At 69.9% G+C, this 25,596-nt stretch carries 23 protein-coding genes; 10 read left to right on the forward strand and 13 right to left on the reverse strand.

All coding sequences use genetic code 11. The features are described 5' to 3' along the window. The first annotated feature begins 25 nt into the window (after nt 1-25). Together ACZ5U5_RS33110 and ACZ5U5_RS33115 are read left to right on the forward strand one after the other, a co-directional pair. On the forward strand, nt 26-1,498 hold the full coding sequence (locus ACZ5U5_RS33110; protein ID WP_469029795.1) for an AlkA N-terminal domain-containing protein: 1,473 nt from the start codon (nt 26-28) through the stop codon (nt 1,496-1,498). Nucleotides 1,499-1,523: 25 nt separating this feature from the next. After that, nucleotides 1,524-2,027, forward strand: a complete 504-nt coding sequence (locus ACZ5U5_RS33115; RefSeq protein ID WP_469029090.1) for a methylated-DNA--[protein]-cysteine S-methyltransferase — start codon at nt 1,524-1,526, stop codon at nt 2,025-2,027. A gap of 18 nt (nt 2,028-2,045) precedes the next feature. Here ACZ5U5_RS33115 and ACZ5U5_RS33120 read toward each other — a convergent pair whose 3' ends face one another. Beyond that, nucleotides 2,046-2,537 (reverse strand): NUDIX domain-containing protein, encoded by a 492-nt coding sequence (locus ACZ5U5_RS33120; RefSeq protein WP_469029092.1) that lies wholly within the window; start codon nt 2,535-2,537, stop codon nt 2,046-2,048. 64 nt (nt 2,538-2,601) lie between these two features. Beyond that, nucleotides 2,602-3,663 (reverse strand): ADP-ribosylglycohydrolase family protein, encoded by a 1,062-nt coding sequence (locus ACZ5U5_RS33125; protein WP_469029094.1) that lies wholly within the window; start codon nt 3,661-3,663, stop codon nt 2,602-2,604. 283 nt (nt 3,664-3,946) lie between these two features. On the opposite strand from ACZ5U5_RS33125, the gene ACZ5U5_RS33130 reads away from it, so the two are divergent. After that, nucleotides 3,947-5,098, forward strand: a complete 1,152-nt coding sequence (locus tag ACZ5U5_RS33130; RefSeq protein ID WP_469029096.1) for a glycerate kinase — start codon at nt 3,947-3,949, stop codon at nt 5,096-5,098. A gap of 338 nt (nt 5,099-5,436) precedes the next feature. On the opposite strand, the gene ACZ5U5_RS33135 is transcribed toward ACZ5U5_RS33130, so the two are convergent. After that, a complete protein-coding gene (locus ACZ5U5_RS33135) occupies nt 5,437-6,636 on the reverse strand; it encodes a PucR family transcriptional regulator (RefSeq protein ID WP_469029098.1) in 1,200 nt (399 codons plus the stop codon). Between the two features lie 264 nt (nt 6,637-6,900). Between ACZ5U5_RS33135 and ACZ5U5_RS33140 the strand changes: the two genes are divergently transcribed. The 5 genes from ACZ5U5_RS33140 to ACZ5U5_RS33160 all read left to right on the forward strand — a co-directional run bounded on the left by ACZ5U5_RS33140 (nt 6,901) and on the right by ACZ5U5_RS33160 (nt 11,785). Continuing rightward, entirely contained in the window at nt 6,901-7,713 is an 813-nt protein-coding gene (locus ACZ5U5_RS33140; RefSeq protein WP_469029101.1) for an ABC transporter ATP-binding protein, read from the forward strand. Beyond that, complete coding sequence (locus ACZ5U5_RS33145) at nt 7,710-8,528, forward strand: ABC transporter ATP-binding protein (protein WP_469029103.1); 819 nt, start codon at nt 7,710-7,712, stop codon at nt 8,526-8,528. Before ACZ5U5_RS33140 ends, ACZ5U5_RS33145 begins: the two co-directional genes overlap by 4 nt. Next, complete coding sequence (locus ACZ5U5_RS33150) at nt 8,525-9,415, forward strand: branched-chain amino acid ABC transporter permease (RefSeq protein ID WP_469029106.1); 891 nt, start codon at nt 8,525-8,527, stop codon at nt 9,413-9,415. Before ACZ5U5_RS33145 ends, ACZ5U5_RS33150 begins: the two co-directional genes overlap by 4 nt. A 61-nt stretch (nt 9,416-9,476) precedes the next feature. Further along, the gene (locus tag ACZ5U5_RS33155) at nt 9,477-10,523 is read left to right on the forward strand and encodes a branched-chain amino acid ABC transporter permease (protein WP_469029798.1); all 1,047 of its coding nucleotides are present in this window, start codon (nt 9,477-9,479) and stop codon (nt 10,521-10,523) included. After that, nucleotides 10,520-11,785 (forward strand): ABC transporter substrate-binding protein, encoded by a 1,266-nt coding sequence (locus ACZ5U5_RS33160; protein WP_469029108.1) that lies wholly within the window; start codon nt 10,520-10,522, stop codon nt 11,783-11,785. Before ACZ5U5_RS33155 ends, ACZ5U5_RS33160 begins: the two co-directional genes overlap by 4 nt. A gap of 89 nt (nt 11,786-11,874) precedes the next feature. On the opposite strand, the gene pssA is transcribed toward ACZ5U5_RS33160, so the two are convergent. The 9 genes from pssA to ACZ5U5_RS33205 all read right to left on the reverse strand — a co-directional run bounded on the left by pssA (nt 11,875) and on the right by ACZ5U5_RS33205 (nt 22,783). Beyond that, on the reverse strand, nt 11,875-12,729 hold the full coding sequence (gene pssA, locus ACZ5U5_RS33165; protein WP_469029110.1) for a CDP-diacylglycerol--serine O-phosphatidyltransferase: 855 nt from the start codon (nt 12,727-12,729) through the stop codon (nt 11,875-11,877). Continuing rightward, nucleotides 12,716-13,372 carry a phosphatidylserine decarboxylase gene (locus ACZ5U5_RS33170; RefSeq protein ID WP_469029113.1) on the reverse strand — a complete coding sequence of 219 codons (657 nt, stop codon included), beginning with the start codon at nt 13,370-13,372 and terminating at the stop codon, nt 12,716-12,718. The genes pssA and ACZ5U5_RS33170 overlap by 14 nt, the downstream gene beginning before the upstream one ends. Before the next feature lie 169 nt (nt 13,373-13,541). After that, a complete protein-coding gene (locus ACZ5U5_RS33175; RefSeq protein WP_249586747.1) occupies nt 13,542-14,747 on the reverse strand; it encodes an acyl-CoA dehydrogenase family protein in 1,206 nt (401 codons plus the stop codon). Nucleotides 14,748-14,749: 2 nt separating this feature from the next. Next, on the reverse strand, nt 14,750-15,277 hold the full coding sequence (locus ACZ5U5_RS33180) for a MaoC family dehydratase (RefSeq protein ID WP_453635469.1): 528 nt from the start codon (nt 15,275-15,277) through the stop codon (nt 14,750-14,752). Nucleotide 15,278: 1 nt separating this feature from the next. Beyond that, entirely contained in the window at nt 15,279-16,244 is a 966-nt protein-coding gene (locus ACZ5U5_RS33185) for an HpcH/HpaI aldolase/citrate lyase family protein (protein ID WP_351159082.1), read from the reverse strand. Continuing rightward, nucleotides 16,241-18,268: a protein meaA gene (locus ACZ5U5_RS33190; protein WP_469029116.1), complete on the reverse strand. Its 2,028-nt coding sequence runs from the start codon at nt 18,266-18,268 to the stop codon at nt 16,241-16,243. Before ACZ5U5_RS33190 ends, ACZ5U5_RS33185 begins: the two co-directional genes overlap by 4 nt. Nucleotides 18,269-18,285: 17 nt before the next feature. Further along, entirely contained in the window at nt 18,286-19,647 is a 1,362-nt protein-coding gene (gene ccrA, locus ACZ5U5_RS33195) for a crotonyl-CoA carboxylase/reductase (RefSeq protein ID WP_469029119.1), read from the reverse strand. A 405-nt stretch (nt 19,648-20,052) separates the two neighbouring features. Beyond that, nucleotides 20,053-20,856, reverse strand: coding sequence for a TetR family transcriptional regulator (locus ACZ5U5_RS33200; protein ID WP_383270606.1), 804 nt, complete (start codon nt 20,854-20,856; stop codon nt 20,053-20,055). A 145-nt stretch (nt 20,857-21,001) separates the two neighbouring features. Then, on the reverse strand, nt 21,002-22,783 hold the full coding sequence (locus tag ACZ5U5_RS33205; RefSeq protein WP_469029122.1) for a 3-hydroxyacyl-CoA dehydrogenase family protein: 1,782 nt from the start codon (nt 22,781-22,783) through the stop codon (nt 21,002-21,004). 346 nt (nt 22,784-23,129) lie between these two features. Between ACZ5U5_RS33205 and ACZ5U5_RS33210 the strand changes: the two genes are divergently transcribed. Further along, nucleotides 23,130-23,699, forward strand: a complete 570-nt coding sequence (locus ACZ5U5_RS33210) for an adenylosuccinate lyase (protein WP_469029124.1) — start codon at nt 23,130-23,132, stop codon at nt 23,697-23,699. Nucleotides 23,700-23,713: 14 nt separating this feature from the next. Here the strand turns inward: ACZ5U5_RS33210 and ACZ5U5_RS33215 are convergent, their stop codons facing one another. Beyond that, nucleotides 23,714-24,757 carry an Rv2578c family radical SAM protein gene (locus ACZ5U5_RS33215; protein ID WP_469029126.1) on the reverse strand — a complete coding sequence of 348 codons (1,044 nt, stop codon included), beginning with the start codon at nt 24,755-24,757 and terminating at the stop codon, nt 23,714-23,716. A 186-nt stretch (nt 24,758-24,943) separates the two neighbouring features. On the opposite strand from ACZ5U5_RS33215, the gene ACZ5U5_RS33220 reads away from it, so the two are divergent. Beyond that, nucleotides 24,944-25,387 carry an SRPBCC family protein gene (locus tag ACZ5U5_RS33220; protein WP_469029129.1) on the forward strand — a complete coding sequence of 148 codons (444 nt, stop codon included), beginning with the start codon at nt 24,944-24,946 and terminating at the stop codon, nt 25,385-25,387. The last annotated feature ends 209 nt before the right edge of the window (nt 25,388-25,596 follow it).

Here is a 25,596-nt window from a genome sequence, read left to right on the forward strand (position 1 = left end):
CACGAGTTCTCCGACGCTTACCTCGATGCATTCCGACGCCGAGCGCTGCGTACGTGCGGTGCAGTCGAAGGACGCCCGGTTCGACGGCTGGTTCTACACCGCCGTCACCACCACCCGTATCTACTGCCGCCCCAGCTGCCCCGTGGTCCCTCCGAAGCCCGAGAACATGAGCTTCTATCCGAGCGCGGCAGCCTGCCAGCAGGCGGGGTTCCGGGCCTGCAAGCGGTGCCGGCCGGACAGCAGCCCAGGGTCCCCCGAGTGGAATCAGCGCGCCGACCTCGTGGCCCGCGCGATGCGGCTCATCGGTGACGGCGTGGTGGACCGCGAGGGCGTCCCGGGCCTCGCGGGACGCCTCGGCTACAGCACCCGCCAGGTGGAACGCCAGCTCCTCGCGGAACTCGGCGCGGGCCCTCTCGCCCTGGCCAGGGCCCAGCGCGCCCAGACGGCCCGCCTCCTCATCGAGACGACTCCGATGCCGATGGCGGAGATCGCCTTCGCGGCCGGGTTCGCCTCGATCCGCACCTTCAACGACACCGTCCGCGAGGTCTTCGCCCTGGCCCCCGGCGAACTGCGGGACCGCACCCCCAAGGCCGCCAGAAGGCCGTCCGCCCCCGGTGCGCTCTCGCTCCGCCTCCCCTTCCGTGCCCCGCTGAACCCCGACAACCTCTTCGGCCACCTCATCGCCACCGCCGTACCCGGCGTCGAGGAGTGGCGCGACGGCGCGTACCGCCGCACGCTCCGCCTCCCGTACGGCCATGGCGTCGTCGCCCTCACCCCCGCCCCGGACCACATCGCCTGCCGCCTCAGCCTCACCGACATGCGCGACCTCACGATCGCCATCAGCCGCTGCCGCCGCATGCTCGACCTGGACGCGGACCCGGTCGCGGTGGACGCCCAGCTGAGCGCCGACCCGCTGCTCGCACCCCTGGTGGCCAAGGCGCCGGGGCGCCGGGTGCCCCGCACGGTCGACGAGGCGGAGTTCGCCGTACGCGCGGTACTGGGCCAGCAGGTGTCCACCGCCGCCGCCCGTACCCACGCCGCCCGCCTGGTCACCGCGCACGGCGAGCCGGTCGACGACCCCGAGGGCGGCCTCACCCACCTCTTTCCGGCGCCGGAAGCCCTGGCCGCGCTCGACCCGGAGGCACTCGCGCTGCCGCGCAGCCGCCGCACCACCCTGACCACGCTCGTACGCCACCTCGCCGACGGATCACTGCGGCTCGGCGTGGAGAGCGGCTGGGAGGAGGCGCGCGCCCGGCTCACCGAACTGCCCGGCTTCGGCCCCTGGACCGTCGAGGTCATCGCCATGCGGGCACTCGGCGACCCCGACGCGTTCCTCCCCACCGACCTGGGGATCCGCCGCGCGGCACAGGAGCTCGGCCTTCCGCACACGCCGGCCGCGCTGACTACGCGGGCCGCGGCCTGGCGCCCCTGGCGGGCCTACGCGGTCCAGTACCTGTGGGCCACCGACGCCCACCCCATCAACCACATCCCGGCCTGAGCGCCGACCCGAGAGGACAAGCCCCGTGCACCGTCAGCACACACTCATCGACAGCCCCTACGGCCCCCTGACCCTCGTGGCCACCGACGGGCTCCTCAGCGGCCTCTACATGACAGAGCAGCGGCACCGCCCGCCCGAGGAGACCTTCGGCGACCGCGACGCGGGCCCGTTCGCCAAGGCGACCAACCAGTTGGAGGCGTACTTCGAGGGCGAGTTGAAGGAGTTCGACCTCCCGATGCGCCTGGACGGCACGCCGTTCCAGCGCACCGTCTGGCAACAGCTCCAGCTGATCCCGTACGGCGAGACCCGCACGTACGGCGAACTCGCGGCCCTGCTGGGCAAACCCAACGCCTCACGCGCCGTCGGCCTCGCCAACGGCAAGAACCCCATCGGGGTCATCGTGCCCTGCCACCGGGTGATCGGCACGGGCGGCTCCCTGACCGGCTACGGCGGCGGGCTCGACCGCAAGCAGCGGCTGCTGGCCTTCGAGGGAGCCGCCACACCGCGAAAAGAGGACGCCCTGTTCTGACCCTGACCACCGACTGGTTCAGCCGACCCGCACGCCGTTCTCCAGCTCCACGGTCCCTGTCCCCGCATCGAGCGCCTCAAGCGCGGCCCGTACCCGCAGCCCCAACTCGCCCGGGAGGAACCGGGGCAGGTCGGCGCGGGCCACCAGGCGCCAGGAGAGCAGCTCGTCCTCCTGGAGTCTGATCGACTTCAGCCGGTCGTCGCCGAGCACCCCGCCGTCGTACAGATAGGCGACCAGCGGGGGCCGTGCGACACCCGGCACCCAGTCCACCGCGAGCAGAGCGCCAAGATCGACGTCCAGACCGATCTCCTCGGCGGTCTCGCGGCGCGCGCCCTGCCGCGGTGTCTCGCCCTCGTCCGACTCGACGGTACCGCCGGGCAGGGCCCACCCGTCACGGTAGTTGGGCTCGACGAGCAGCACCCGCCCCTCGGAGTCCCGGAAGAGCGCGGCGGCCCCGGCGATGATGCGGGGCAGGCCCGCGATGTACGTGGCGTAATCCTGAGTGGTCACGTGAAAAGGGTAGACGCGGTGCAGGCCCGGCCCCGTGCCGACGCGGTCCCGTGCCGCTCCCGCCTCACTCCCGCACCAACTCCACCGTACGCGCTGCAAGTTCACTGATCCGTGCCCCGTCGAAGCCGAACACCGCACTGCGCACCCGGTCCTCCAGAGGGTCCCGCCACTGCGCAGGGATGGCCTTGGCCCCGCACAGCACCCCCGCGACGGACCCGGCGGTCGCGCCGTTCGAGTCGGTGTCGAGGCCGCCGCGCACCGTGAGGGCGATGGTGCGGGTGAAGTCGCCGTCGCCATAGAGGAGCCCCGCGGTCAGGACGGCCGAGTTGGGCACGGCGTGGATCCAGCCGAGTCCTGTGTTCTCCGACTCGGCGGTGGCGAGGGTCTCCTCCCAGCTGAGCCCGGCCTCGTGGAGCGTGACGACCCGGCGCACCGTACGGGCGAGCCGGCAGCTGGAGGGGATCACGCCGAACGCCGCGTCCAGGGCGGCGCGCGCGGTGGCGGCCGAGAACGCCGCCGAGACGAGCGCCGCCGCCCACATCGCCCCGTAGACGCCGTTGCCGGTGTGCGAGAGCACGGCGTCGCGGCGGGCGAGGGAGGCGGCGCGGCGCGGTGCGCCGGGGTTCGTCCAGCCGAAGATGTCGGCCCGGATGAGGGCGCCGATCCACTCCTGGCAGGCGTTCTCGTACGTCGCGGTGAGCGGCGGCTTCAGCCCGTTGGCCAGGTTCCGGTACGCGACGCGCTCCGCCGTGAACGTCTGCAGGTAGGGCAGGCGCAGCAGCCACAGCTCGCCGACCTGTTCGGTGCTGAACGTGAACCCGTGCGTCTCCAGGAGGTGCAGTCCGAGGATCGCGTAGTCGATGTCGTCGTCACGGCAGCTGCCGTGCACCTTGCCGCGCACGCACTGCTGCCACTCGGGCCGCAGCTGGAACTCCTCGACCCAGGAAGGGGGTTCGGGCAGATAGTCGGTGAGCGGCAGCGCGTCGGCCTGCCGCAGATAGCGCTCGATGCGCTCGCGCGTCCAGTAGTCGCCCCGCTCGATGGGTTTGCCGAGCATGTTTCCCGCGATCCGCCCGGTCCAGCCGCCGAGAACACGGTCGGCGAGTTCCGTATGTGCTGGGGTCATGCGTCCGGTCTACCGAATTCGGGGCGGCCGTGCGCGGTCAACGTGATGGGTTCGGCGCGGAGCGTGACACGTTTGTCTGGTTCTAGAAGTGGCGTCGGCCGCGCTGATCGATCACCGAGGCGAACCGAATGGGCCCTTATAAGCCTTCTTAGGTCGATTTAAGGGAGGGGTTCAGGGCTCCGATATGCGGACGGCCATGGGCAGGCGGCCCCTCCTGCGGTTATGGTCGCAGCGGCGCGACTGCCTTGACTTGAGCAAGGCCCGGAAAGCAAGGGGATGCAAGGTGGCGGACGCTGCTGGGACGGCGGGGCATGTGCTCATCGCCGCGGACAAGTTCAAGGGCTCACTCACGGCCGTGCAGGTCGCGGAGCGGGTGACGGCCGGGCTTCGCCGGGTCGCCCCGCAGGTGGAGGTCGAGGCCCTGCCGGTGGCGGACGGCGGCGACGGCACGGTCGCCGCGGCGGTCGCGGCCGGTTTCGAGCGCCGTGAGGTACGGGTGACGGGGCCGCTCGGTGACGAGGTCACGGCGGCGTACGCGCTGCGGGACGGCACCGCGGTGGTGGAGATGGCGGAGGCGTCCGGCCTCCAGCTGCTGCCCGAGGGTGTCTTCGCACCCCTCACGTCCACGACGTACGGCTCCGGGGAACTGTTGCGCGCCGCGCTTGACGCGGGCGCGCGGACCATCGTCTTCGGTGTCGGGGGCAGTGCGACGACGGACGGCGGGGCCGGCATGCTGGCCGCGCTCGGCGCGGTCTTCCTGGACGCGACGGGGGCGCCGGTGGCGCCGGGAGGCGGCCCGCTCGCCACGCTGGCCACGGCGGATCTCTCCGGGCTCGACAAGCGCTTCGCCTCGGTCGACCTGGTCCTCGCCAGCGACGTGGACAACCCGCTGACAGGGCCGAAGGGCGCTCCGGCGGTGTACGGCCCGCAGAAGGGGGCGACCCCGGAGGACGTCGCCGAGCTGGACGCGGCCCTCGCGCACTTCGCGCGGGTGCTGGCCGAGTCGGTGGGTTCCGCTGCTCTGGAGCACGCGGAGTCCCCCGGAGCGGGGGCGGCGGGCGGCATCGGCTACGGGGCCCTGGTCGGGCTCGGCGCGAGCTTCCGCCCCGGGATCGAGGTCATGCTGGACGTCCTCGGCTTCGCGCCGGCGCTTTCGCGGGCGTCGCTGGTGATCACGGGGGAGGGGTCGCTGGACGAGCAGACCCTCCACGGCAAGGCTCCCGCGGGTGTCGCGGCGGCGGCTCGCGCGGCGGGCGTCGAGGTTGTGGCGGTCTGTGGCCGCCTTGCCCTTCCGGCGGAGGCGCTGGGCAAGGCGGGTATCCGCCGTGCCTACGCGCTCACTGACGTGGAGCCGGACGTGGCCCGTTGCATTGCCGAGGCGGGGCCCATCCTGGAAACGGTGGCGGAGGGGATCGCGCGCGATTTCCTGAGCTAGCGGTGTCTCGCCGGGGGCGCGGTGGGGGTTTTTGCGCAGTTCCCCGCGCCCCTGAGGGGGCTGTGCGGTGGTCCGGTTCGCCTGACGCCGGTGGGGGCTTGTCGCGCAGTTCCTCGCGCCCCTTACGGGGCCCGAGGTAGTTCGGTACGCCTGGGGCCGGTGGGGGTCGCCCGCGCAGTTCCCCGCGCCCCTTGCGAGGCAAGGTGGGGTTGCTCGCGTCGTTCCCCGCGCCCCTGGCGGGCCCGGGATTTCAGCCTGTCCGGCGTTTGAGGACGAGCTCGGCGGAGCCGGTGATTTCGGGGGCGCGGCCCCGGGCCACGGGGCAACGCAGGACCGGTCTAGCCCGGCGCCAGCCGATACGCATCCAACGCCAGCGTCATCTCCATCAGGTCCCGTGGCCGCGCGAGTGACCGCGAGGTCAGCTGTTCCAGGCGGCGCAGGCGGTTGAACACCGTGTTCCGGTGGCAGTAGAGCCGCCCCGCGGCCCGCCCCGCCGACCCCTCGCACAACAGCCACGCGTCCAGCGTTTCGAGCAGAACCGCCCTGTCCGCCGGCTCCAGGGCAAGGACCTCCCCGAACACGTCCGACACGAGGCGCCCCGCCAGCTCCGGCTGGCTCACCACGAGCGCCGTCGGCATCCGCTGGTCGAGCCGTACGATCCCGGTCTCGTCCGGCGGACACGTACGCAGCGCCAGCTCGGCGAGCCGCCGCGCATGGCCGAGTTCGGAGAGCCCCGCCACCACGGGGCTGATGCCGCCGGGCCCCGGGCACCGCCCGTCGAGCGCCGCGGTCAGCTCGTCCAGGCCCTCCTCCGCGCCGAGCGCCACCACCCCCACCTCCCGGTCCGTCCGCATCCGCCAGACGAAACGGAACCCGGCCCGCTGGATCTGCCGGTGGAACGCGGCCCGCCCGTCCCGCCGCTCGGCGCGCAGCACCACCACCGCGTACGGCCCGCGCTCTGGCAGATCGAGCCCGGCGGCCACCTGCGCGGCGAGGCCGGGAGCGGACTGCCCCTCCAGGAGCGCGTCGAGCAGCGCCTGAAGCTGCTCGTCGGTACGGCGCCGCAGCTCCATCTCCGTCGCCCGGTACGCATCGGACGCGGCCGCCGCCTGCGCATCGACCGCCGCCCACACCATCGTCGCCGACCGCATCAGGACCACGAGCTTCTCCGGGTCCTGCCCCACGGCGCCTTCGAGCAGCGAGTCCCAGACCAGATAGCCCGCATTGCGGTACGAGTGCACCACCAGGTCGAGCGGCAGCCCCTGCTGGGCCCGGCGCCTGCCCGCCTCCTCCGCGTTCTCCAGATCGCGGCGCGGTGAGGCGCGCGGCGCCGAGATGGTCTCGATGCCGATGCGCATCGCCTCCTCCGCCTCCCGCCACTGCTGGTCGTACGGCAGCACCCGCGCGTACACCGGGGAGTGCTCGAAGAGCTGCCGCAGGTGTTCGTCCACAAGATCGGGGATACGGGGCTTGAGCGCCACGCACGCCTCCTCGAGCACTTTCCAGTCGTGGCCCGTCCGAGGCCTGCGTCCGCTCATGGATTCCTACCCCCGTCACCGCTGCCCGCCGTGCCCTGGTGCTGGGGAGGATGCCACCGCTCGGCCACCCCTGGCAGGCCCCTGACACGGGGTGTTGTGCCCGTGCACAACGGGCGGCCGGTCCCGCTGGTCACCCGCAGCGATTCGGACACCGGACGTGGACGGGCGGGCGCGGCGGTGCTGGGCTGAGCGCCACGCGGAGGGCCGAGCGGCACGGACGGCCGAGCGACACGAACAGGGCAGGCAGAGGACAGGGGGTCCCAGGTGGGTGGTTCCGGACTGGTCGTAGAGGACGCGTCGGTCGGATACGGACCGGTACGCGCGCTGCGCCAGGTGTCGCTCGAAGTACCGGACGGCGCCGTGGTCGCCGTGCTCGGCGGCAACGGCGCGGGCAAGTCGACGCTCCTGCGCGCCATTTCACGCACCCTCGCCTTTCACCGGGGGGCTCTCACCACCGGCTCCATCCACTTCGGCGGGCGGCGCATCGACTCCCTGCACGCGGACCGGGTGGTCGCCGCCGGGATCTCTCAAGTGCCGGAAGGCAGAAGGGTGTTCGCCCGCATGACCGTCACCGACAACCTGCGGGCAGGCGCCCTCGGGTCCGCCGGAAGCCGGACCGTCAAGGCCAGGGCCCTGGAGCGCGTCCATGAACTCTTCCCCGTGCTCGCCGAGCGCGGGGGCCAGCGGGCCGGGCTCCTGTCGGGCGGCGAACAGCAGATGCTCGCGGTGGGCAGGGCGCTGATGGCCTCACCGAAGCTGTTGCTCCTCGACGAACCCTCCCTGGGGCTCGCCCCATTGATGGCGGCACGCATCGCCGACACCATCCAGGAGATCAACGGCCAGGGCACCGCGGTCCTCCTCGTCGAACAGAACGCCGCGCTGGCACTGCGCCTCGCCTCACGCGCGTACGTCCTGGACGTGGGCGAAGTGGCACTCGCGGGACCCGCGGACGAGCTGGCCGCGTCCGACGAGGTGCGCCGCCGCTACCTGGGCGTGGTCGACGAGACCGCCGCGGCCGACGCCTCGCGCGGTGTCAGCGCGCTGCCGGTCCTGAACCGATGGGCGGGCCGACGATGACCGAGGAACAGCCGGCAACGGACGCGCCACCGCCCGACCAGTACGTACCCGCCCTGGAAGTACGGGAGTTGACCGTCCGCTTCGCGGGTCTCACCGCCCTTGACGCCATCAGCTTCACCGTCAGGCCAGGCACCGTGCACGCCGTCATCGGGCCCAACGGCGCGGGGAAGTCCACCTGCTTCAACGTCCTGTCCGGCGTGTACCGGGCCACCAGCGGCAGTGTCCGTTTCGGTGAGCACGACCTGACGACGATGCCTCCGCACCGCATCGCCGACCTCGGCGTCGCGAGGATCTTCCAGAACCTCGCCCTGCCGCCGCGTGCGACGGTCGCCGACAGCCTGATGCTCGGCCGCCACCGGCTGACCCGCACCGGGTTCCTGGCCGCGGGTCTGCGTCTCCCGTCGGCCGCACGTGAGGAGCGCAGCCATCGAGAACGGGTGCGGGAGATAGCCGCGTTCGTCGGCATCGAACACCAACTGCAGGTACCGGCAGGCTCCTTGCCGTACGGGCAGCAGAAACTCGCGGAACTGGCGCGCGCCTTGTGCATGGAGCCCCGGCTGCTCCTGCTCGACGAGCCCGTCGCGGGCATGACCGCGGACGAGCGGCAACGCACGGCCGCGGTCATCGCGGGCGTCCGCGACAGTCTCGGAATCTCGATCGTCCTGGTGGAACACGACATGGGGGTGGTGATGCGGCTCGCGGACGCGGTGACCGTACTGGACTTCGGACGCCGGATAGCCGACGGGGCCCCGGCCGACGTACAGAACGACCCGGCGGTCGTACGGGCCTACCTGGGGGAGGGGGCGTCCTCGTGAACACCTTCGTCGAGCTTCTGCTCAACGGCCTCTCGATGGGCTCCGTGTACGCCCTCATCGCACTCGGCTTCGTCGTCATCTTCCGGGCCACCGAGGTCGTGAACTTCGCGCACGCCTCGCTGCTCCTGGCCGGCGGCTACTTCATCGCCTCCCTCCACGACGACATCGGCTTCTGGCCCGCGGTGCTCATCGGCATCGCGGGGGCCGCCGTCGTCGGTGCCGCCATCGAGTTCCTCGTCATGCGGCGCTACCGCGGATCGGATCACAGCGTCCTCGCCATCGTCACCATCGGCGTCGACATCCTGCTCACCACCGAGCTCACCCGCCGCCTCGGCACCGACGTGCTCGCCCTCGGCGACCCCTGGGGCGACTCGGTGCTCACCATCGGGTCGGTCTCCATCGCCCACACGCGCATCGCCGCGTTCGTCGCCGCCGCGCTCCTCATCACCACCTTCCTGCTCGCCTTCCGCTACACCTCCTGGGGCGTGGCGATGCGTGCCGCCGCCGAGAGCCCGGAGACCGCCGCCCTGATGGGCGTGCGCCTGGGCCGGGTCTCGCTCGGCGCGTGGGCGGTGGCGGGCGGCCTCGCGGCGGTGGCGGCGCTCTTCCTCACCGTCTTCCCGACGCCGGGGCTCGAACGGGCCACTTCCCTGGCCGCGCTCAAGGCGTTCCCCGCCGCGATCCTCGGCGGCCTCGACTCGACCACCGGCGCACTCGTCGGCGGGATCGTGGTCGGGGTCACCGAATCCCTCGCCACCGGGTACCAGAGCGAACTCACCTTCATGGGGCGCGGCCTCGGCGACCTCGCGCCCTATCTCGTGATGACCGTCATCCTCCTCATCCGGCCCGCCGGACTCTTCGGCACGAAGGAGCTCGCCCGTGTCTGAAGTCCTGGCCCGTGGACGGGAGCTGCGCTCCCGAGGCCGTACGAGGCTGACCCGCCCCCGCATGTATCTGTGGATCGCGGGCGCCGTGATCCTGCTCGCCCTGCCGTTCTACCTCGACCGCTTCTGGCTCCAGGCCGGCCTCTTCGCCATGGCCGCCGCGATCGGCGCGATCGGCCTCAACCTCCTCACCGGCGCGACCGGCCAGCTCTCCATGGGCCACGCCTTCTTCCTCGCGATCGGCGCGTACGGCTACTGCGTCTTCGCCGGGGACGGGGAGGACGGCCTGACCGGTCTTGGCCTGCCCACCTGGATCGCCGCCACCCTGGCCGTCGTCGTCGCGGGGGTCGCGGGCGGACTCTTCAGCCCCATCGCGGGACGTCTGCGCGGCGCCTACCTCGGCATCGCGACCCTCGCGCTGATCTTCATCGGGCAGCACGTGCTCTTCAACGCGCACGACCTGACGGGCGGCTCCAACGGACGCGACGTGCCGCCCCTGAGCGTCTTCGGGATCACCTTCGACGACAGCGAGCTCGTCGTGGCGGCCGTGCCGTTCGGGGCCTCGGAGAAGCTCTGGTACGCGGGTCTCGTCCTCCTCGTCGGCTGTGGGCTCTTCGCCCGTGGCGTGCTGCGCGGACGCCCCGGACGTGCCATGAACGCCATCCGCGACCACCGCATCGCCGCGGGTGTCATCGGGGTGCCGGTCGCCCGTTACCGCGCCGGCGTCTTCGTCCTCTCGTCGATGTACGCGGGCCTGGCGGGCGTCCTGCTCGCCCTCGTCTTCCAGCGCACCGTGCCGGACTACTTCGGCATGACGCTGTCCCTCGAATACCTCGCCATGATCGTCATCGGCGGCCTCGGCTCGGTCGCGGGCGCGGTGGCCGGTGCCGCCGTGGTGTCCCTGCTGCCGCAGCTCCTGACCCGGTACAGCGACGCGCTGCCCCTGGTCGCGGCCCCCGGCAGTGGCGGGATCACACCGGGCGAGGCATCCCGGTATCTGTACGGCGCCGCCGTCGTGGCGGTGGTGCTGTTCCTGCCCGGCGGCCTGGCCAGCATTGCCGCCCGGCGCTCCAGGCCGACGTCAGGCCACACTCCAGGGGAGGAACGATGAGTTCACGCAGGTTCAAGAGGGCCACCGCGACGGCGACGGCGTTCGCCGCGCTGCTCGCGGTGGCGGGTTGCAGCTCCAAGGCGGGGAACGACGAGGGCGACAAGGAGGGTGCGGGCGGGGTCAAGTCCGGTGTCGGGGTCTCCGCCAAGGAGATCGAACTCGGTGTGCTCACCGACATGACGGGTGTGTACGCGACCCTCGGCAAGAGTGTCACCCAGGCCCAGCAGCTCTACGTCAAGCAGACCAACGCCGACGGCGGCATCTGCGGCCGCAAGCTGAAGCTGACCGTCCGCGACCACGGCTACGACCCGCAGAAGGCGGTCGCCGCCTACACCGAGCTCGAGCCGGATGTCCTCGGCTTCGCGCAGTTCATCGGCTCCCCGTTCGTCGCCGCGGTCAAGCAGCGGATCGACAAGGACAAGAGCCTCGTACTCCCGCAGGCCTGGTCGGCGAACCTCCTCGGCAGCCCGTACGTGCGGGTCGTGGGCTCGACGTACGACCTGGAGACGATCAACGCGATCGACTTCCTGATGAAGGAGAAGGGCCTCAAGAAGGGCGACAAGCTCGGTCATGTCTACTTCGAGGGCGACTACGGCGAGAACGCCCTGGCGGGCTCGCAGTACATGGCGAAGAAGTCGGGCCTGACCGTCGTGGAGCAGAAGATCAAGGCGACCGACAACGACATGACGGCCCAGGTCGCGGCCCTGAAGAAGGCCGGGGTGAAGGCCGTGGTGATCAGCGCGGGTCCGCGGCAGGCGGCCTCGCTCGTGGGTGTCGCGGCGGCGGGCAGGTTCAACGTGCCGATCATCGGCAACAACTCGGCGTTCGCGCCCCAGCTCCTGGGCACGCAGGCGGGCCCGGCCCTCGCGAAGAACTACTACGTGGCCTCACCCACCCTCCCGATCGGCGCGGACACCCCCGCGGCGAAGAAGCTGGTCAGCGACTACAAGGCGGCCTACCCCAAGGACTCCCTGGACAACGGCGTGACGGCCGGCTGGACCGCGGCGTCCATCTTCGGAGAGGCCCTGAAGAAGGCCTGCGAGAGCAAGGACCTCACCCGTGAGGGCGTCGACAAGGCGCTCCTGACCATCGACTCCTTCGACACCGGTTTCGGCGTCACCCAGAACTTCAGCGACCCCAAGGCGCCCTCCTCGAAGGAGAGCGTGATCCTGCGCCCCGACAAGGGCGTGACGGGCGGCATGAAGGTGGCGAGGGAACCGGGAGCGGCGGAGGCGGCCGAGGGGTACACCCCCGGCGCCTGAGCAGGTCGGCAGCGCATGAACAACCAGAAGGGGCCCGAACCAATCGGTTCGGGCCCCTTCTGGCAACGTACGAAACGCTGCAAAAACCGCTACGGCGTTTGCGCCGCACGCGCCTCGCGCCGGTTGTCCCGGAAGTTGTTCACCCGGCGGGCCGTGGCGAACAGCGGGATGACCGCGCCGAGCACCAGCTGCAGCGCGCAGCCGGTCTGCAGCAGCAGCTGGCCACCGGGAGCCTCGAAGGCCCAGGCCGCGAGCAGCCCCATGGCCGCGACGATCCACGCGAGCATCGCCACCGCGAGGGGACCCCGCGGCTTGGGGTACTCGACCCGGCTCACCATGAGCCACGCCGTACCGATGATCGCCAGGAGCGTCGCCACGAAGGGCAGCTCCAGGAGCACGATCGAGACGACCGTGAGCGCGCCGAACGGCGAGGGCATGCCCTGGAAGGTGCCGTCCTTCACGGTCACGCAGCTGAACCGCGCAAGCCGCAGCACCACCGCCAACAGCACGACGATCGCTCCGACCGCGGCCACTCTCTGGTGCGCGTCGTCGGCGACCATGCCGTAGACGAGCACGAAGTACGCGGGGGCCAGACCGAAGCTGATCAGGTCCGACAGGTTGTCGAGCTCCGCGCCCATCGGCGAGGACCGCAGCTTGCGCGCCACGAGCCCGTCGAAGAGGTCGAAGACGGCCGCGCAGAGCATCAGGATCACGGCGGTGGCGGCGGAGTGCCGGGCCATGCCGCTTTCGTTGCTGCCCTGCAGGTGCGGGATGAGGATGCCCGTGGTGGTGAAGTACACCGCCATGAACCCGCACGTGGCGTTACCGAGGGTGAGGGTGTCCGCTATCGAGAGGCGGAGTGAGAGAGGCATCTCCTCGTCGGCCTCGTCCTCGGCCGCCTCGGGAACCCAGCCCGCTTGTGTCTCAGGATCAACCACGGTCAATTCGAGTCACCCCAGCCACGGTCTTCTGACCGACCTCGACGTCCGTCTCGACACCCTCGGGGAGGTAGATGTCGACGCGGGAGCCGAAGCGGATCAGGCCGATCCGTTCACCCTGTTCCACCTTCGTGCCCTGGGGCACGTAAGGAACGATGCGCCGCGCGACCGCGCCCGCGATCTGGATCATCTCGATGTCACCGAGCTCGGTGTCGAAGTGCCAGACAACGCGCTCGTTGTTCTCGCTCTCCTTGTTGAACGCCGGGACGAACCCACCGGGGATGTGCTCCACGGACGTCACCGTGCCCGCGAGGGGCGCGCGGTTGACGTGGACGTTCAGCGGGCTCATGAAGATCGCGACGCGGGTGCGTCCGTCCTTCCACGGCATGATGCTCTGCACCACGCCGTCGGCCGGGGAGATGACCCGGCCCTGGGCGATGTCGCGCTCGGGGTCGCGGAAGAACCACAGCATGCCCGCCGCCAGAGCGGTGGCGGGCACGGCGATGGCCGCGGCGCCCTTGGAACGACGCGCACGCACCAGGCTGAGTGCCGCGGTGGCGACAGTCGGCAGGAGCCACGGCGATGCTCCGCGCGCAAGGCGTACGCCAGCGAGGCTGTCGCGTGGTGCAGAGGTTTGGCTGTGGGGCATGGATGACCTTCGTAGCGGATGATGCCGCGCATGAACGGGGGACGGCGGCTTTTTCCGGATGGTATCGGTTGCGAGCCACAACTGGGCAAGCCAGGAAGCGGAGTCGACGGCCGAAGAGTGTTGACAGGGTGTGACCTTCTTCTCGATGAAAACACCCCAATTCGGGCATCTAGCCCTGGAATCGATACTCTTCGAGCAGTCGTCGTCCAATGATCATTTTCTGGATCTCGGCGGTACCTTCGCCGATCAGCAGCATGGGGGCCTCACGGTACAGACGCTCGATCTCGTACTCCTTCGAGAAGCCGTAACCGCCATGAATCCGGAACGCGTCCTCTACGACTTCTTTGCAGTATTCGGACGCGAGGTACTTCGCCATCCCTGCTTCGAGGTCGTTTCGCTCCCCGGAGTCCTTTTTGCGTGCTGCGTTCACCATCATCGCATGGGCGGCCTCGACCTTGGTAGCCATCTCGGCCAGCTTGAACTGAATCGCCTGGTGCTGGGCGATCGCCTTGCCGAAAGTGTGACGTTGCTGGGCATAAGAGACGCCGAGCTCAAATGCACGCTGCGCGACCCCACAACCACGAGCCGCGACATTCACGCGGCCCACTTCGACGCCGTCCATCATTTGGTAAAACCCTCGGCCGGTGGTCCCGCCGAGCACGCGATTGGCTGGAATTCGCAGCCCATCCATGATGAGTTCGGTGGTGTCCACCCCCTTGTAACCCATTTTGTCGATCTTGCCCGGGATGGTGAGGCCGGGGCGGACCTCTCCGAAGCCGGGCTCCTTCTCGACGAGGAAGGTCGTCATCGACTTGTGGGGGGCCGTGCCCTCCGGGTGTCCTTCGTCACTCCGGCACAGAACGGCCACCAGCGTGGACGTGCCGCCGTTCGTGAGCCACATCTTCTGACCGTTCAGGACGTACTCGTCGCCGTCCTTGACGCCCTTGGACGTGATCGCGGACACATCGGAGCCGAGAGCGGGCTCCGACATGGAGAACGCGCCGCGCACCTCGCCGGCCGCCATGCGCGGCAGGAAGGTGTCCTTCTGCTCCTGCGTCCCGTGCTGCTTGAGCATGTAGGCGACGATGAAGTGGGTGTTGATGATGCCGGATACCGACATCCAGCCACGCGCTATCTCCTCGACGCACAGGGCGTACGTGAGCAGCGACTCGCCCAGACCGCCGTACTCCTCAGGGATCATGAGCCCGAAGAGGCCCAACTCCTTGAGACCGTCCACGATCTGCTGCGGGTACTCGTCACGGTGCTCCAGCTCCGTGGCGACCGGGATGATCTCCTTGTCGACGAAGTCCCGGACCGTGGCCAGGATCTCCTGCTGGATGTCGGTGAGACCTGCGGTCTGCGCGAGTCGGCTCATGGCTACTTCTCCTGCGTCTTCTTGGAAGTGTCCAGGAGCTCCGGGCGGCCGGGCTGCTCGCCGCCGCGCTCCTTGATGTACGTCTCGGTGGGGACCATCACCTTGCGGCGGAACACGCAGACCAGCGTGCCGTCCTGCTTGTAGCCCTTGGTCTCCACGTAGACGATCCCGCGGTCCGACTTGGACTTCGACGGCGTCTTGTCCAGGACCGTGGTCTCGCCGTAGATCGTGTCGCCGTGGAAGGTCGGCGCCACGTGCTTGAGCGACTCGACCTCCAGGTTGGCGATCGCCTTGCCCGAGACGTCCGGCACGGACATGCCCAGAAGCAGCGAGTAGATGTAGTTGCCCACGACGACGTTCTTCCCGAAGTCCGTCGTCTTCTCCGCATAGTTGCTGTCCATGTGGAGGGGGTGGTGGTTCATCGTCAGGAGGCAGAAGAGGTGGTCGTCGTACTCGGTGACCGTCTTTCCGGGCCAGTGCTTGTAGACGTCCCCGACGGTGAACTCTTCGTAGGTGCGGCCGAACTGCATCTCAAGCCTCCGGGATCTCAAACTTGGAGGTACGGGTCATGCCCGCGGCGCGCCCCTTGCCGGAGATGACGAGCGCCATCTTGCGGCTCGCCTCGTCGATCATCTCGTCGCCGAGCATCGCCGAGCCCTTCTTGCCGCCCGCCTCGGAGGTGCAGTAGTCGTAGGCGTCGAGGATCAGCTCGGCGTGGTCGAAGTCCTCCTGGGAGGGCGAGAAGACCTCGTTGGCGGCGTCGACCTGGCCGGGGTGCAGGACCCACTTGCCGTCGAAGCCGAGCGCCGCGGCGCGGCCCGCGACCTCGCGGTAGCCGTCGACGTTCTTGATCTGGAGATAAGGGCCGTCGATCGCCTGGAGGTTGTTGGCGCGGGCGGCCATCAGGATCTTCATCAGGATGAAGTGGTAGGCGTCGGCCGGGTAGCCGGGCGGCTGCTCGCCGACGACCAGGGACTTCATGTTGATGGACGCCATGAAGTCGGCCGGGCCGAAGATGATCGTCTCGACACGCGGGGACGCCTGCGCGATCGCGTTGACGTTGTTGAGGCCCTGCGCGTTCTCGATCTGCGCCTCGATGCCGATCTTTCCGACTTCAAAGCCCATCGTCTTCTCGATCTGCGTGAGCAGGAAGTCGAGCGCCACGACCTGGTCCGCCGTCTGCACCTTCGGCAGCATGATGCAGTCGAGGTTCTGGCCCGCGCCCTCGACGACCGTGACGACGTCGCGGTACGTCCACTCGGTCGTCCAGTCGTTGACGCGCACGACCCGTGTCTTGCCCGTCCAGTCGCCCTCGTTCAGGAACTTCACGATGGTGTGCCGGGCCTCGGGCTTGGCCAGCGGCGCGCAGGCGTCCTCCAGGTCCAGGAAGACCTGGTCGGCGGGGAGGCCCTGGGCCTTCTCCAGGAAGCGCGGGTTCGACCCCGGGACCGCCAGACAGGAGCGGCGCGGACGAAGGCGGTTGATGGGCGCGGTCATGCGGGGACCTCCAGAGGGTCGAGCTTGTTCGCTTTCCGGATCTCGTCGACGATACGGCCGATGATCTCGGTGATGCCGAAGTCCTTGGGGGTGAACACGGCGGCCACACCCGCCGCCTTCAGGTCCTCGGCGTCGCTGTTGGGGATGATGCCGCCCGCGATGACGGGGATGTCGGGCGCGCCCGCCTCGCGCAGGCGCACCAGGACGTCCGGCACGAGCTGCGCGTGCGAGCCGGAGAGGATGGACAGGCCCACGGCGTGCACGTCCTCGGCGAGCGCCGCGGCGACGATCTCCTCGGGCGTGAGCCGGATGCCCTGGTAGACCACCTCGAAGCCGGCGTCACGCGCACGCACCGCGATCTGCTCGGCCCCGTTGGAGTGCCCGTCCAGGCCCGGCTTGCCGACCAGGAAGCGCAGCTTGCCGGTGCCGAGGTCGGCGGCGGTCTTGGCGACCTTGTCGCGGACGAGCGCCAGCGGCGTGCCCGCCTCCGCGGTGACGGCCACCGGAGCGCTGGAGACGCCCGTGGGCGCCCGGAACTCCCCGAAGACCTCCCGCAGGGCGCCGGACCACTCCCCGGTCGTCACACCGGCGCGTGCGCACTCCAGGGTGGCCTCCATGAGGTTGCCCGTGCCCGCGGCGACCTCCTTGAGCTTCTCCAGGGCCTTGCAGGGGCGCGGGTGGTTGAACGGCGGCTGGTAGCGGGTGTCGCGCCAGTGCTTGAGGGCGTTCACGACGCGGTTCTCGACCGCCGGGTCCACCGTCATGATCGCGGTGTCCAGGTCGGCGGTGAGCGGGTTGGGCTCGGTCGACTCGTAGGCGTTGACGCCGACGATCTTCTCCTCGCCCGACTCGATGCGTGCCCTGCGCTCGGCGTGCGAGGAGACCAGCTGCGACTTCAGGTAGCCGGACTCGACGGCGGCCATCGCGCCGCCCATCTGCTCGATGCGGTCCATCTCGGCGAGCGACTCCTCGACGAGGGACTCCACCTTGGCCTCGATGACGTGGCTGCCCTCGAAGATGTCCTCGTACTCCAGGAGGTCGCTCTCCAGGGCGAGCACCTGCTGGATGCGCAGCGACCACTGCTGGTCCCACGGCCGGGGCAGGCCCAGGGCCTCGTTCCACGCGGGCAGCTGCACGGCACGCGCGCGTGCGTCCTTGGACAGCGTGACGGCCAGCATCTCCAGGACGATCCGCTGGACGTTGTTCTCGGGCTGCGCCTCGGTCAGGCCGAGGGAGTTGACCTGCACGCCGTAACGGAACCGGCGGTGCTTGGGGTTGGTGATGCCGTACCGCTCACGGGTGATCCGGTCCCAGATGCGGCCGAACGCCCGCATCTTGCACATCTCCTCGACGAAGCGGACGCCCGCGTTCACGAAGAAGGAGATACGGGCGACGACGTCACCGAACTTCTCCTCGGGGACCTGCCCCGAGTCGCGCACGGCGTCGAGCACGGCGACGGCGGTGGACATCGCGTACGCGATCTCCTGCACCGGAGTGGCCCCGGCCTCCTGCAGGTGGTAGCTGCAGATGTTGATCGGGTTCCACTTGGGGATGTGCGCCACCGTGTACGTGATCATGTCGGTGGTGAGGCGGAGGGAGGGCCCCGGCGGGAAGACGTGCGTCCCGCGCGAGAGGTACTCCTTGACGATGTCGTTCTGCGTCGTCCCCTGGAGCTGCGTGATGTCCACGCCCTGCTCCTCCGCGACCACCTGATAGAGCGCCAGAAGCCACATGGCCGTGGCGTTGATCGTCATCGAGGTGTTCATCTGGTCCAGGGGGATGTCCTGGAACAGCCTTCGCATGTCACCGACGTGCGAGACGGGGACCCCGACCCGGCCGACCTCACCGCGGGCGAGGATGTGGTCCGGGTCGTAACCGGTCTGCGTGGGCAGGTCGAACGCGACCGAGAGGCCCGTCTGGCCCTTGGCGAGGTTGCGCCGGTACAGCTCGTTGGACGCCTCGGCCGTGGAGTGGCCGGCATAGGTCCGCATGAGCCACGGCCGGTCCTTCTGACGCTCTGTCATGTGCGAACCCTCAGCCCTCAGACGTTCCGGAAGCGGTTGATCGCGTCGATGTGCTTGGCCCGCATCTCCGGGTCGCGCACGCCGAGGCCCTCCTGGGGCGCGAGGGCGAGGACGCCGACCTTGCCCTGGTGGAGGTTGCGGTGCACGTCGTAGGCGGCCTGTCCGGTGTCCTCGAGGGAGTAGACGCGGGAGAGGGTGGGGTGGATCTTGCCCTTGGCGATGAGGCGGTTGGCCTCCCAGGCCTCGCGGTAGTTCGCGAAGTGCGAGCCGATGATCCGCTTCAGTGACATCCACAGGTAGCGGTTGTCGTACTCGTGCATATAGCCCGAGGTCGAGGCGCAGGTGGTGATCGTGCCGCCCTTGCGCGTGACGTAGACCGAGGCGCCGAAGGTCTCGCGGCCGGGGTGCTCGAAGACGATGTCGATGTCCTCGCCGCCGGTGAACTCGCGGATGCGCTTGCCGAAGCGCTTCCACTCCTTCGGGTCCTGGGTGCGCTCGTCCTTCCAGAACTTGTAGCCCTCGGCGTTGCGGTCGATGACCGCTTCGGCGCCCATGGCCTCGCAGATGGCGGCCTTCTCCGGGCTGGAGACGACACAGATCGGGTTGGCGCCGCCGGCCAGGGCGAACTGGGTGGCGTACGAGCCGAGGCCGCCGCTCGCGCCCCAGATCAGCACGTTGTCGCCCTGCTTCATGCCGGCGCCGTTGCGCGAGACCAGCTGGCGGTAGGCGGTGGAGTTCACCAGGCCGGGGGAAGCGGCTTCCTCCCAGCTCAGGTGGCCGGGCTTGGGCATGAGCTGGTTGGACTTGACCAGGGCGATCTCGGCGAGCCCGCCGAAGTTGGTCTCGAAGCCCCAGATGCGCTGCTCGGGGTCGAGCATCGTGTCGTTGTGGCCGTCCGAGGACTCCAGCTCGACGCTCAGGCAGTGCGCGACGACCTCGTCGCCCGGGTTCCAGGCGTTCACGCCGGGTCCGGTGCGCAGCACGACGCCCGCCAGGTCGGAGCCGATGATGTGGTACGGCAGGTCGTGGCGCTTGGTGAGCTCGCTCAGGCGGCCGTAGCGCTCCAGGAAGCTGAACGTGGACACGGGCTCGAAGATCGAGGTCCACACGGAGTTGTAGTTGACCGAGGAGGCCATCACGGCCACCAGGGCCTCGCCCGGGCCGAGTTCGGGGACCGGCACGTCGTCCAGGTGGATCGACTTGCGGGGGTCCTTGTCGCGGGACTCGAGGCCCGCGAACATCTCCGCCTCGTCCTTGTGCACGGTGATCGCGCGGTACGAGTCGGGGAGCGGAAGAGCGGCGAAGTCGGCGGATGTGACCGCGGCGGAGCCGCTTGATGTCACAGTCTGCGACTGGATCGCGTCCAGGATTTCCTTCACGGTGATGCCTCCGGCGAAGTTCGTGCCCCCTTTGAGGGGAGCACGCTCTTGAGGGTTACGTCGGGTGCTGCTGGTGCAGGTGGTGGAGGGTGTGCCGTCGGTTCGGCGAAGGTGGTGCTCGGCAGCGCTTGGTGTGGCGCGGGAGGTTGCCTGTGACGCAGGCGTCCGGGCGCACGAGCCGGGGCTTGTGGGGACAGCCGGCGTACGAAGGTTCTCTGCACGCCGGCCGCCCGGACAACATCAACGTATGACACCGCGTGCCAGTCGGCAAGACACTGAGTGCCATCAATTTTTGATAGATGATCGATCAGTGCAGGTCAGAGGGTGTGGCGGCATGACAGAAGGGGCGCTACCGGTGGGTAGCGCCCCTTCAAAAGCCGAGGACAACAGGGTGGAAACGGGGGCTTATGACTCCCGCAAGGCCTTCTCGATCGTCCGCATGATCTCGTCCAGCGGTGCGTCCGTCCGGGCCACGGTGACCAGCACATCGCCCCCGGTGCTCACCGAGGCGGCAGGAGCGGTGGTGGTGTCACGCCCTGCCCCGATGCCCGAACCGAAGGTCCTGCGGACGATGGCGAAGGCGTGGTCCAACTGGGTCTCCACGTCGCCCTGGCCGCCCGCGCGCAGCCACCGGCGGAGGACGTGGTTGTGCGCCGTCACCACCGCCGACGCGGCCACCTCCGCAAGGAGCGGGTCGTCGTTCCCGTCGTGGTGCGCCTGCTCGTCGAAGTGGCCCAGGAGATAGCGCGTGAAGAGCCGTTCATAGCGGGCCACCGAGGCGATCTCCCGCTCGCGCAGCGTGGGGACCTCGCGCGTCAGGCGGTAGCGCTCGACGGACACGGCGGGCGACGCCGCGTACATCTTCATGACTTCCTTGATGCCACGGCACACCGTGTCGAGCGGGTGCTCGTGCGGCGGCGCCGCGTTGAGCACCGACTCGGCGCGGGTCAACGTGTCGTCGTGGTCCGGGAAGATCGCCTCTTCCTTGGAGCGGAAGTGCCGGAAGAAGGTCCGTCGTGCGACACCGGCCTGCGCGGCGATCTCGTCGACCGTCGTCGCCTCGTACCCCTTGGACGCGAAGAGCTCCATCGCGGCGGCCGCCAGCTCCCGGCGCATCTTGAGGCGTTGGGCAGCGGCGCGGCTGCCCGCCGCGCTCTCCGGAGCGTCGGGCGTAGCGGGCGTACGTGAGGACTTGGCGGCCTTGGGCATGCCCCGAACGTACTGCATATGCGCAGCCGAGTGCTCCTGCGGGACGGGGCTGAGCGGCGGCGGGGCGGGGCCGCCCGACGGTTCGAGCAGCCCGCCCCAGTCCGTGCGCGGTCTGCCGTCGGGCGCGCTCCCGTCCGCTTCCGGCCTACCGTCGGGCATATTCGCGGAAGCCGCGGCCGGTCTTGCGGCCGAGGCAGCCCGCGGCCACCAGGTGTTCGAGCAGGGGAGCGGGGGCCAGGCCCGGGTCGCGGAACTCGCGGTGCAGGACCTTCTCGATGGCCAGCGAGACATCCAGGCCGACGACGTCCAGGAGCTCGAAGGGGCCCATGGGGTAGCCGCCGCCGAGCTTCATCGCGGCGTCGATGTCGTCGAGCGTCGCGTAGTGCTCCTGGACCATCTTGACCGCGTTGTTGAGGTACGGGAACAGGAGCGCGTTCACGATGAAGCCGGCGCGGTCGCCGCAGTCCACCGGGTGCTTCTTGATGGTCGCGCAGACCTGGCGGACCGTCGCGTGCACGTCGTCGTCCGTGAGGACCGTGCGGACCACCTCGACCAGCTTCATCGCCGGCGCCGGGTTGAAGAAGTGCATTCCGATCACGTCGCCCGGACGCGAGGTGGCACGGGCGCAGGCGACGACCGGCAGGGACGAGGTGGTGGTCGCCAGGATCGCGCCCGGCTTGCAGACCTTGTCGAACGCCGCGAACAGCTGCTGCTTGATCTCCAGGTCCTCGGCGACCGCCTCCAGGGCCAGATCGACGTCGGCGAACGCGTCGTACGTACCGGCCGGCCTGATGCGGTCCAGGGTCTTGGCGGCGGTCTCGGCCGTCATCCGCCCCTTGTCGACGGAGCGCGAAAGGGACTTGGCGATACGGGACTTGGCCTTCTCCGCCTTCTCCTCGCTGCGCGCGGCGAGCACCACGTCGTAGCCCGCCTTGGCGAAGACCTCGGCGATGCCGGACGCCATGGTCCCGGAGCCCGCGACACCGACCGAGCGGACGGTGCGCCCGCCGCCTCGCCGCCCGTCCTCCGGCGGGGTCAGCGCGTCCCGCACGACGACCGAACTGCCGGGCTGCTCGTAGGAGTAGAAGCCGCGGCCCGTCTTGCGCCCGGTCAGGCCGGCCTCGCTGAGCTGCTTGAGGATCGGGGCGGGCGCGTGCAGGCGGTCGTGGGACTCCGAGTACATCGCGTCCAGGACCGTGCGGGCCGTGTCGACGCCGATCAGGTCCAGCAGCGCAAGGGGGCCCATCGGAAGGCCGCAGCCCAGCCTCATCGCGGCGTCGATGTCCTCGCGGGACGCGTACTTGGCCTCGTACATCGCCGCGGCCTGGTTGAGGTAGCCGAACAGCAGGCCGTCGGCGACGAAGCCGGGCCGGTCGCCGACCGCGACGGGCTCCTTGCCGAGCGCGTACGCCAGGTCGGTGACGGAGGCGACGGCCGCGGGCGCGGTCAGCACGGACGACACGACCTCGACCAGCTTCATCGCCGGGGCCGGGTTGAAGAAGTGCAGGCCCAGCACCCGCTCGGGGCGCTGCGACTCGGCGGCGAGACGGGTCACGGACAGCGCGTTCGTGCCGGTCGCGATGATCGTCCCGGGGCGCACGACGCCGTCCAGCTCACGGATGATCTGCTGCTTGATCTCGTACGACTCCGGGGCGACCTCGATCACCAGGTCGGCGTCGGCCGCTGCCTGAAGATCGGTGAAGGTGCGGATACGGGCGAGCGCGTCACGCCGCTCGTCCTCGGTGAGCTGCTCACGGCGCACGGCCCGCGCGGTGGACGACTCGATGGCGGCGACGGTCTGGGCGCCCGCGGCCTCGCTGATGTCGATGCCGATGACCTCGCGTCCCGCGCGGGCCAGGACCTCGGCGATGCCGGTGCCCATCGTGCCGAGACCGATCACGGCGACGGTGTTCAAGGGAGTGTCCATGCGTGGACTCCAGGAAGTGAGTGACGACTGAGGGGCGCACGGTGCGCGGCAACTGCGGCGCGGCGTACGGAGGGTGAGCTGCTGTGTCGTGACCGGGCGGCGTTACGCACACGCCCGTGAGGAGTCGACCGGCTCTGTCCCGGAGCCACGTCGTACTGGATGGAGCTGAGGTGCTCGAAGCACCGAACCGACAAACACTCGCTCGCACCGGCTGCGTCACCAGGCCGCTGCGAGGTTCAGTCACTGCTGACGGGGAGTGTGCCCCGCTCACATGAGATTAACCGGCGAGTAACGAGCGCGCCAGTCCCCAGGGTTTGTGATCTACATCGCGGATAGGCTCCCCGTCATGGACGTGGAGTTGCGCACGGTGACGGAACGCTTACGCCGCGAGGCGGGAGTCTCGGAGAGTTACGAGAGGCTGGTCGCGACCGGCGATGTGGAGGAACTGGCGGAGGTGCTCGCCGCGGCGGGTCAGCCACTGTGGGCACGGGAGCTCGCGGCGGTGCGGCTCGGCACCGCGGGGGACAACCGGGCCTTCGAGTCCCTCGTGCTGCTCCTCAACCACCGGGACCCCTCACGCTGCGCGGCCGCCGCGTACGCCCTGGCCAGGCTGGGTGATCCCCGTACGGCACGGGCGGCAGCAGCCCTGGCCACCAATGAGCTGCGCGTCGCCTACGCCCTGTACCCCGTGCGTCTGCTCACCGAGCTGCGCGCGCCCGAATCCGCGCCCGCCCTCATCACCACGCTGCAGCGCAGGCTCGCCCCGCACGACCCGTACGGAAAGATCGCGCTGGCGTGCGTGGAGGGCCTCGGCGCACTGGGCGACCCACGGGCCCGCCCGGTCCTGACCCAGGCATGCGGCTACCCCCGCCTCGCGGCGGCGGCTTCCGCGGCCTTGGCCCGGCTGCCGGACTAGGGCTCTGGGGCCTGTCAGAGCAGCGTGAGCTGCGTGCCGCCGGGGGGTGCGGGTTCGGTGGCCGGAGACTGGGGTGTGCGGATGCGGCGGGGTGTGTCCGCGCGGGTGGGGCCTATGCCGAACTCCTCGGCCAGTTCGTGTACTTGGCGGGTGATGCGTCGCTGGTACCACTTGGGTGCGTAGGCGCCTTCCGCGTACAGCCGTTCGTAACGTCGCACGAGATACGGGTGGTGCTGCTGGAGCCAGGCCATGAACCACTCGCGCGCTCCGGGCCGCAGATGCAGCACGAGCGGGGTCACGGACGTCGCCCCTGAGGCGGCGATGGCCCGTACGGTCGCCCGCAGTTGCTCGGAGCGGTCCCCGAGGAAGGGGATCACCGGCGCCATGAGCACCCCGCACCCGATGCCGTGATCGGTCAGCGTCCGTACGACGTCGAGGCGCCTCTCCGGGGCGGGCGTGCCCGGCTCCACGGTGCGCCACAGTTCCTGGTCGATGAAGCCCACCGAGACCGAGACGCCGACGTCCGTGACGTCGGCGGCCTGCCGCAGCAGGTCGAGGTCCCGCAGGATCAGCGTGCCCTTCGTGAGGATGGAGAAGGGGTTCGCGTGATCGCGCAGGGCGGCGATGATCCCGGGCATGAGGCCGTAGCGTCCCTCCGCGCGCTGATAGCAGTCGACGTTCGTGCCCATCGCTATGTGTTCGCCGAGCCAGCGGGGCGAGGCGAGACGGCGGCGCAGCAGGTCGGGGGCGTTGACCTTGACCACGATCTGGCTGTCGAAGCCGAGCCCCGTGTCCAGGTCCAGGTAGCTGTGCGTCTTGCGCGCGAAACAGTAGACGCACGCGTGCGTGCAGCCCCGGTACGGATTGACCGTCCATTCGAACGGCATGCGGGACGCTCCCGGCACCCGGTTCACGATCGTTCTGGCCCGGATCTCGTGAAAGGTGATCCCACGGAACTCAGGGGTGTCGAAGGTCCTCGTGGTGACCGCGTCCGCGCCGAACAGCGCGGCATCCGCGACACCCCGTGACGGCCCGTCGGCGAGGTTCTCCCAGCGCATGACGCCTCCTCGGTAGCACTGACCACAGAATAGAACACATGTTCCCTTGATCGTGCGAGGGCATACCTCGGCGACCCCTCGGTGGCCCCTCGGGGACCCCTCGGGGACCCCGATTTGGGGGCCCGGCACGCAGGGTGGTTGGCTTCCGGGGATCACCCTGAACAACCGAGTGCTGGAGGAAGTGCCATGGCGCAGGTCGAGGCGACCACGGAGCGGATCATCGCGGCGCGGCCGGAGGACGTCTTCGACGCGCTCGCCGACTACGAAGGCACGCGTCCGAAGATCCTGTCGGAGCACTTCAGCGAGTTCGAGGTGCGCGAGGGCGGCGACGGCGAGGGGACGCTCGTCCACTGGAAGCTGCAGGCCACCAGCAAGCGCATCCGCGACTGCCTCCTGGAGGTCAGCGAACCGACCGACGGGGAACTCGTAGAGAAGGACCGCAACTCCTCCATGGTCACCACCTGGCGGGTGACCCCGGCGGGGGAGGGTAAGGCGCGCGTGGTCGTCTCCACCGTGTGGAACGGCGCGGGCGGCATCGGCGGCTTCTTCGAGAAGACCTTCGCCCCCAAGGGGCTCGGGCGGATCTACGACGAGGTGCTCGGCAAGCTCGCCGCCGAGGTCGAGAAGTAGGCCGAGAAGCAGGCCGCGAAGCGGAACGCTTCCTGGCCGGACCTCAACTCCGGTAGCCCGACAGGGTTGTTGTCACGCTCACCGTTTCGAGTGGTTTTCTGTTCGGGCCAATTGTACGGCGTAGGGCTCCCACCGGCGCATACGTGGGCCGGACCCCCGACAGGGGCGACTCGTCGCGCTTGCTCGCAGTTGTCGCGTAATGCGAGAAA

This window comes from Streptomyces sp. NPDC033177, assembly GCF_055577715.1.

Bases quoted from the DNA above. Each gene is read 5' to 3' on its own strand.
- ACZ5U5_RS33110 (WP_469029795.1), top strand. From the start codon at position 26: ATGCATTCCGACGCCGAGCGCTGCGTACGTGCGGTGCAGTCGAAGGAC.
- ACZ5U5_RS33125 (WP_469029094.1), bottom strand. From the start codon at position 3,663: ATGACCCCAGCACATACGGAACTCGCCGACCGTGTTCTCGGCGGCTGG.
- ACZ5U5_RS33135 (WP_469029098.1), bottom strand. From the start codon at position 6,636: ATGAGCGGACGCAGGCCTCGGACGGGCCACGACTGGAAAGTGCTCGAG.
- ACZ5U5_RS33145 (WP_469029103.1), top strand. From the start codon at position 7,710: ATGACCGAGGAACAGCCGGCAACGGACGCGCCACCGCCCGACCAGTAC.
- ACZ5U5_RS33155 (WP_469029798.1), top strand. From the start codon at position 9,477: ATGTATCTGTGGATCGCGGGCGCCGTGATCCTGCTCGCCCTGCCGTTC.
- ACZ5U5_RS33160 (WP_469029108.1), top strand. From the start codon at position 10,520: ATGAGTTCACGCAGGTTCAAGAGGGCCACCGCGACGGCGACGGCGTTC.
- ACZ5U5_RS33170 (WP_469029113.1), bottom strand. From the start codon at position 13,372: ATGCCCCACAGCCAAACCTCTGCACCACGCGACAGCCTCGCTGGCGTA.
- ACZ5U5_RS33175 (WP_249586747.1), bottom strand. From the start codon at position 14,747: ATGAGCCGACTCGCGCAGACCGCAGGTCTCACCGACATCCAGCAGGAG.
- ACZ5U5_RS33180 (WP_453635469.1), bottom strand. From the start codon at position 15,277: ATGCAGTTCGGCCGCACCTACGAAGAGTTCACCGTCGGGGACGTCTAC.
- ACZ5U5_RS33185 (WP_351159082.1), bottom strand. From the start codon at position 16,244: ATGACCGCGCCCATCAACCGCCTTCGTCCGCGCCGCTCCTGTCTGGCG.
- ACZ5U5_RS33190 (WP_469029116.1), bottom strand. From the start codon at position 18,268: ATGACAGAGCGTCAGAAGGACCGGCCGTGGCTCATGCGGACCTATGCC.
- ACZ5U5_RS33200 (WP_383270606.1), bottom strand. From the start codon at position 20,856: ATGCCCAAGGCCGCCAAGTCCTCACGTACGCCCGCTACGCCCGACGCT.
- ACZ5U5_RS33205 (WP_469029122.1), bottom strand. From the start codon at position 22,783: ATGGACACTCCCTTGAACACCGTCGCCGTGATCGGTCTCGGCACGATG.
- ACZ5U5_RS33210 (WP_469029124.1), top strand. From the start codon at position 23,130: ATGGACGTGGAGTTGCGCACGGTGACGGAACGCTTACGCCGCGAGGCG.
- ACZ5U5_RS33215 (WP_469029126.1), bottom strand. From the start codon at position 24,757: ATGCGCTGGGAGAACCTCGCCGACGGGCCGTCACGGGGTGTCGCGGAT.
- ACZ5U5_RS33220 (WP_469029129.1), top strand. From the start codon at position 24,944: ATGGCGCAGGTCGAGGCGACCACGGAGCGGATCATCGCGGCGCGGCCG.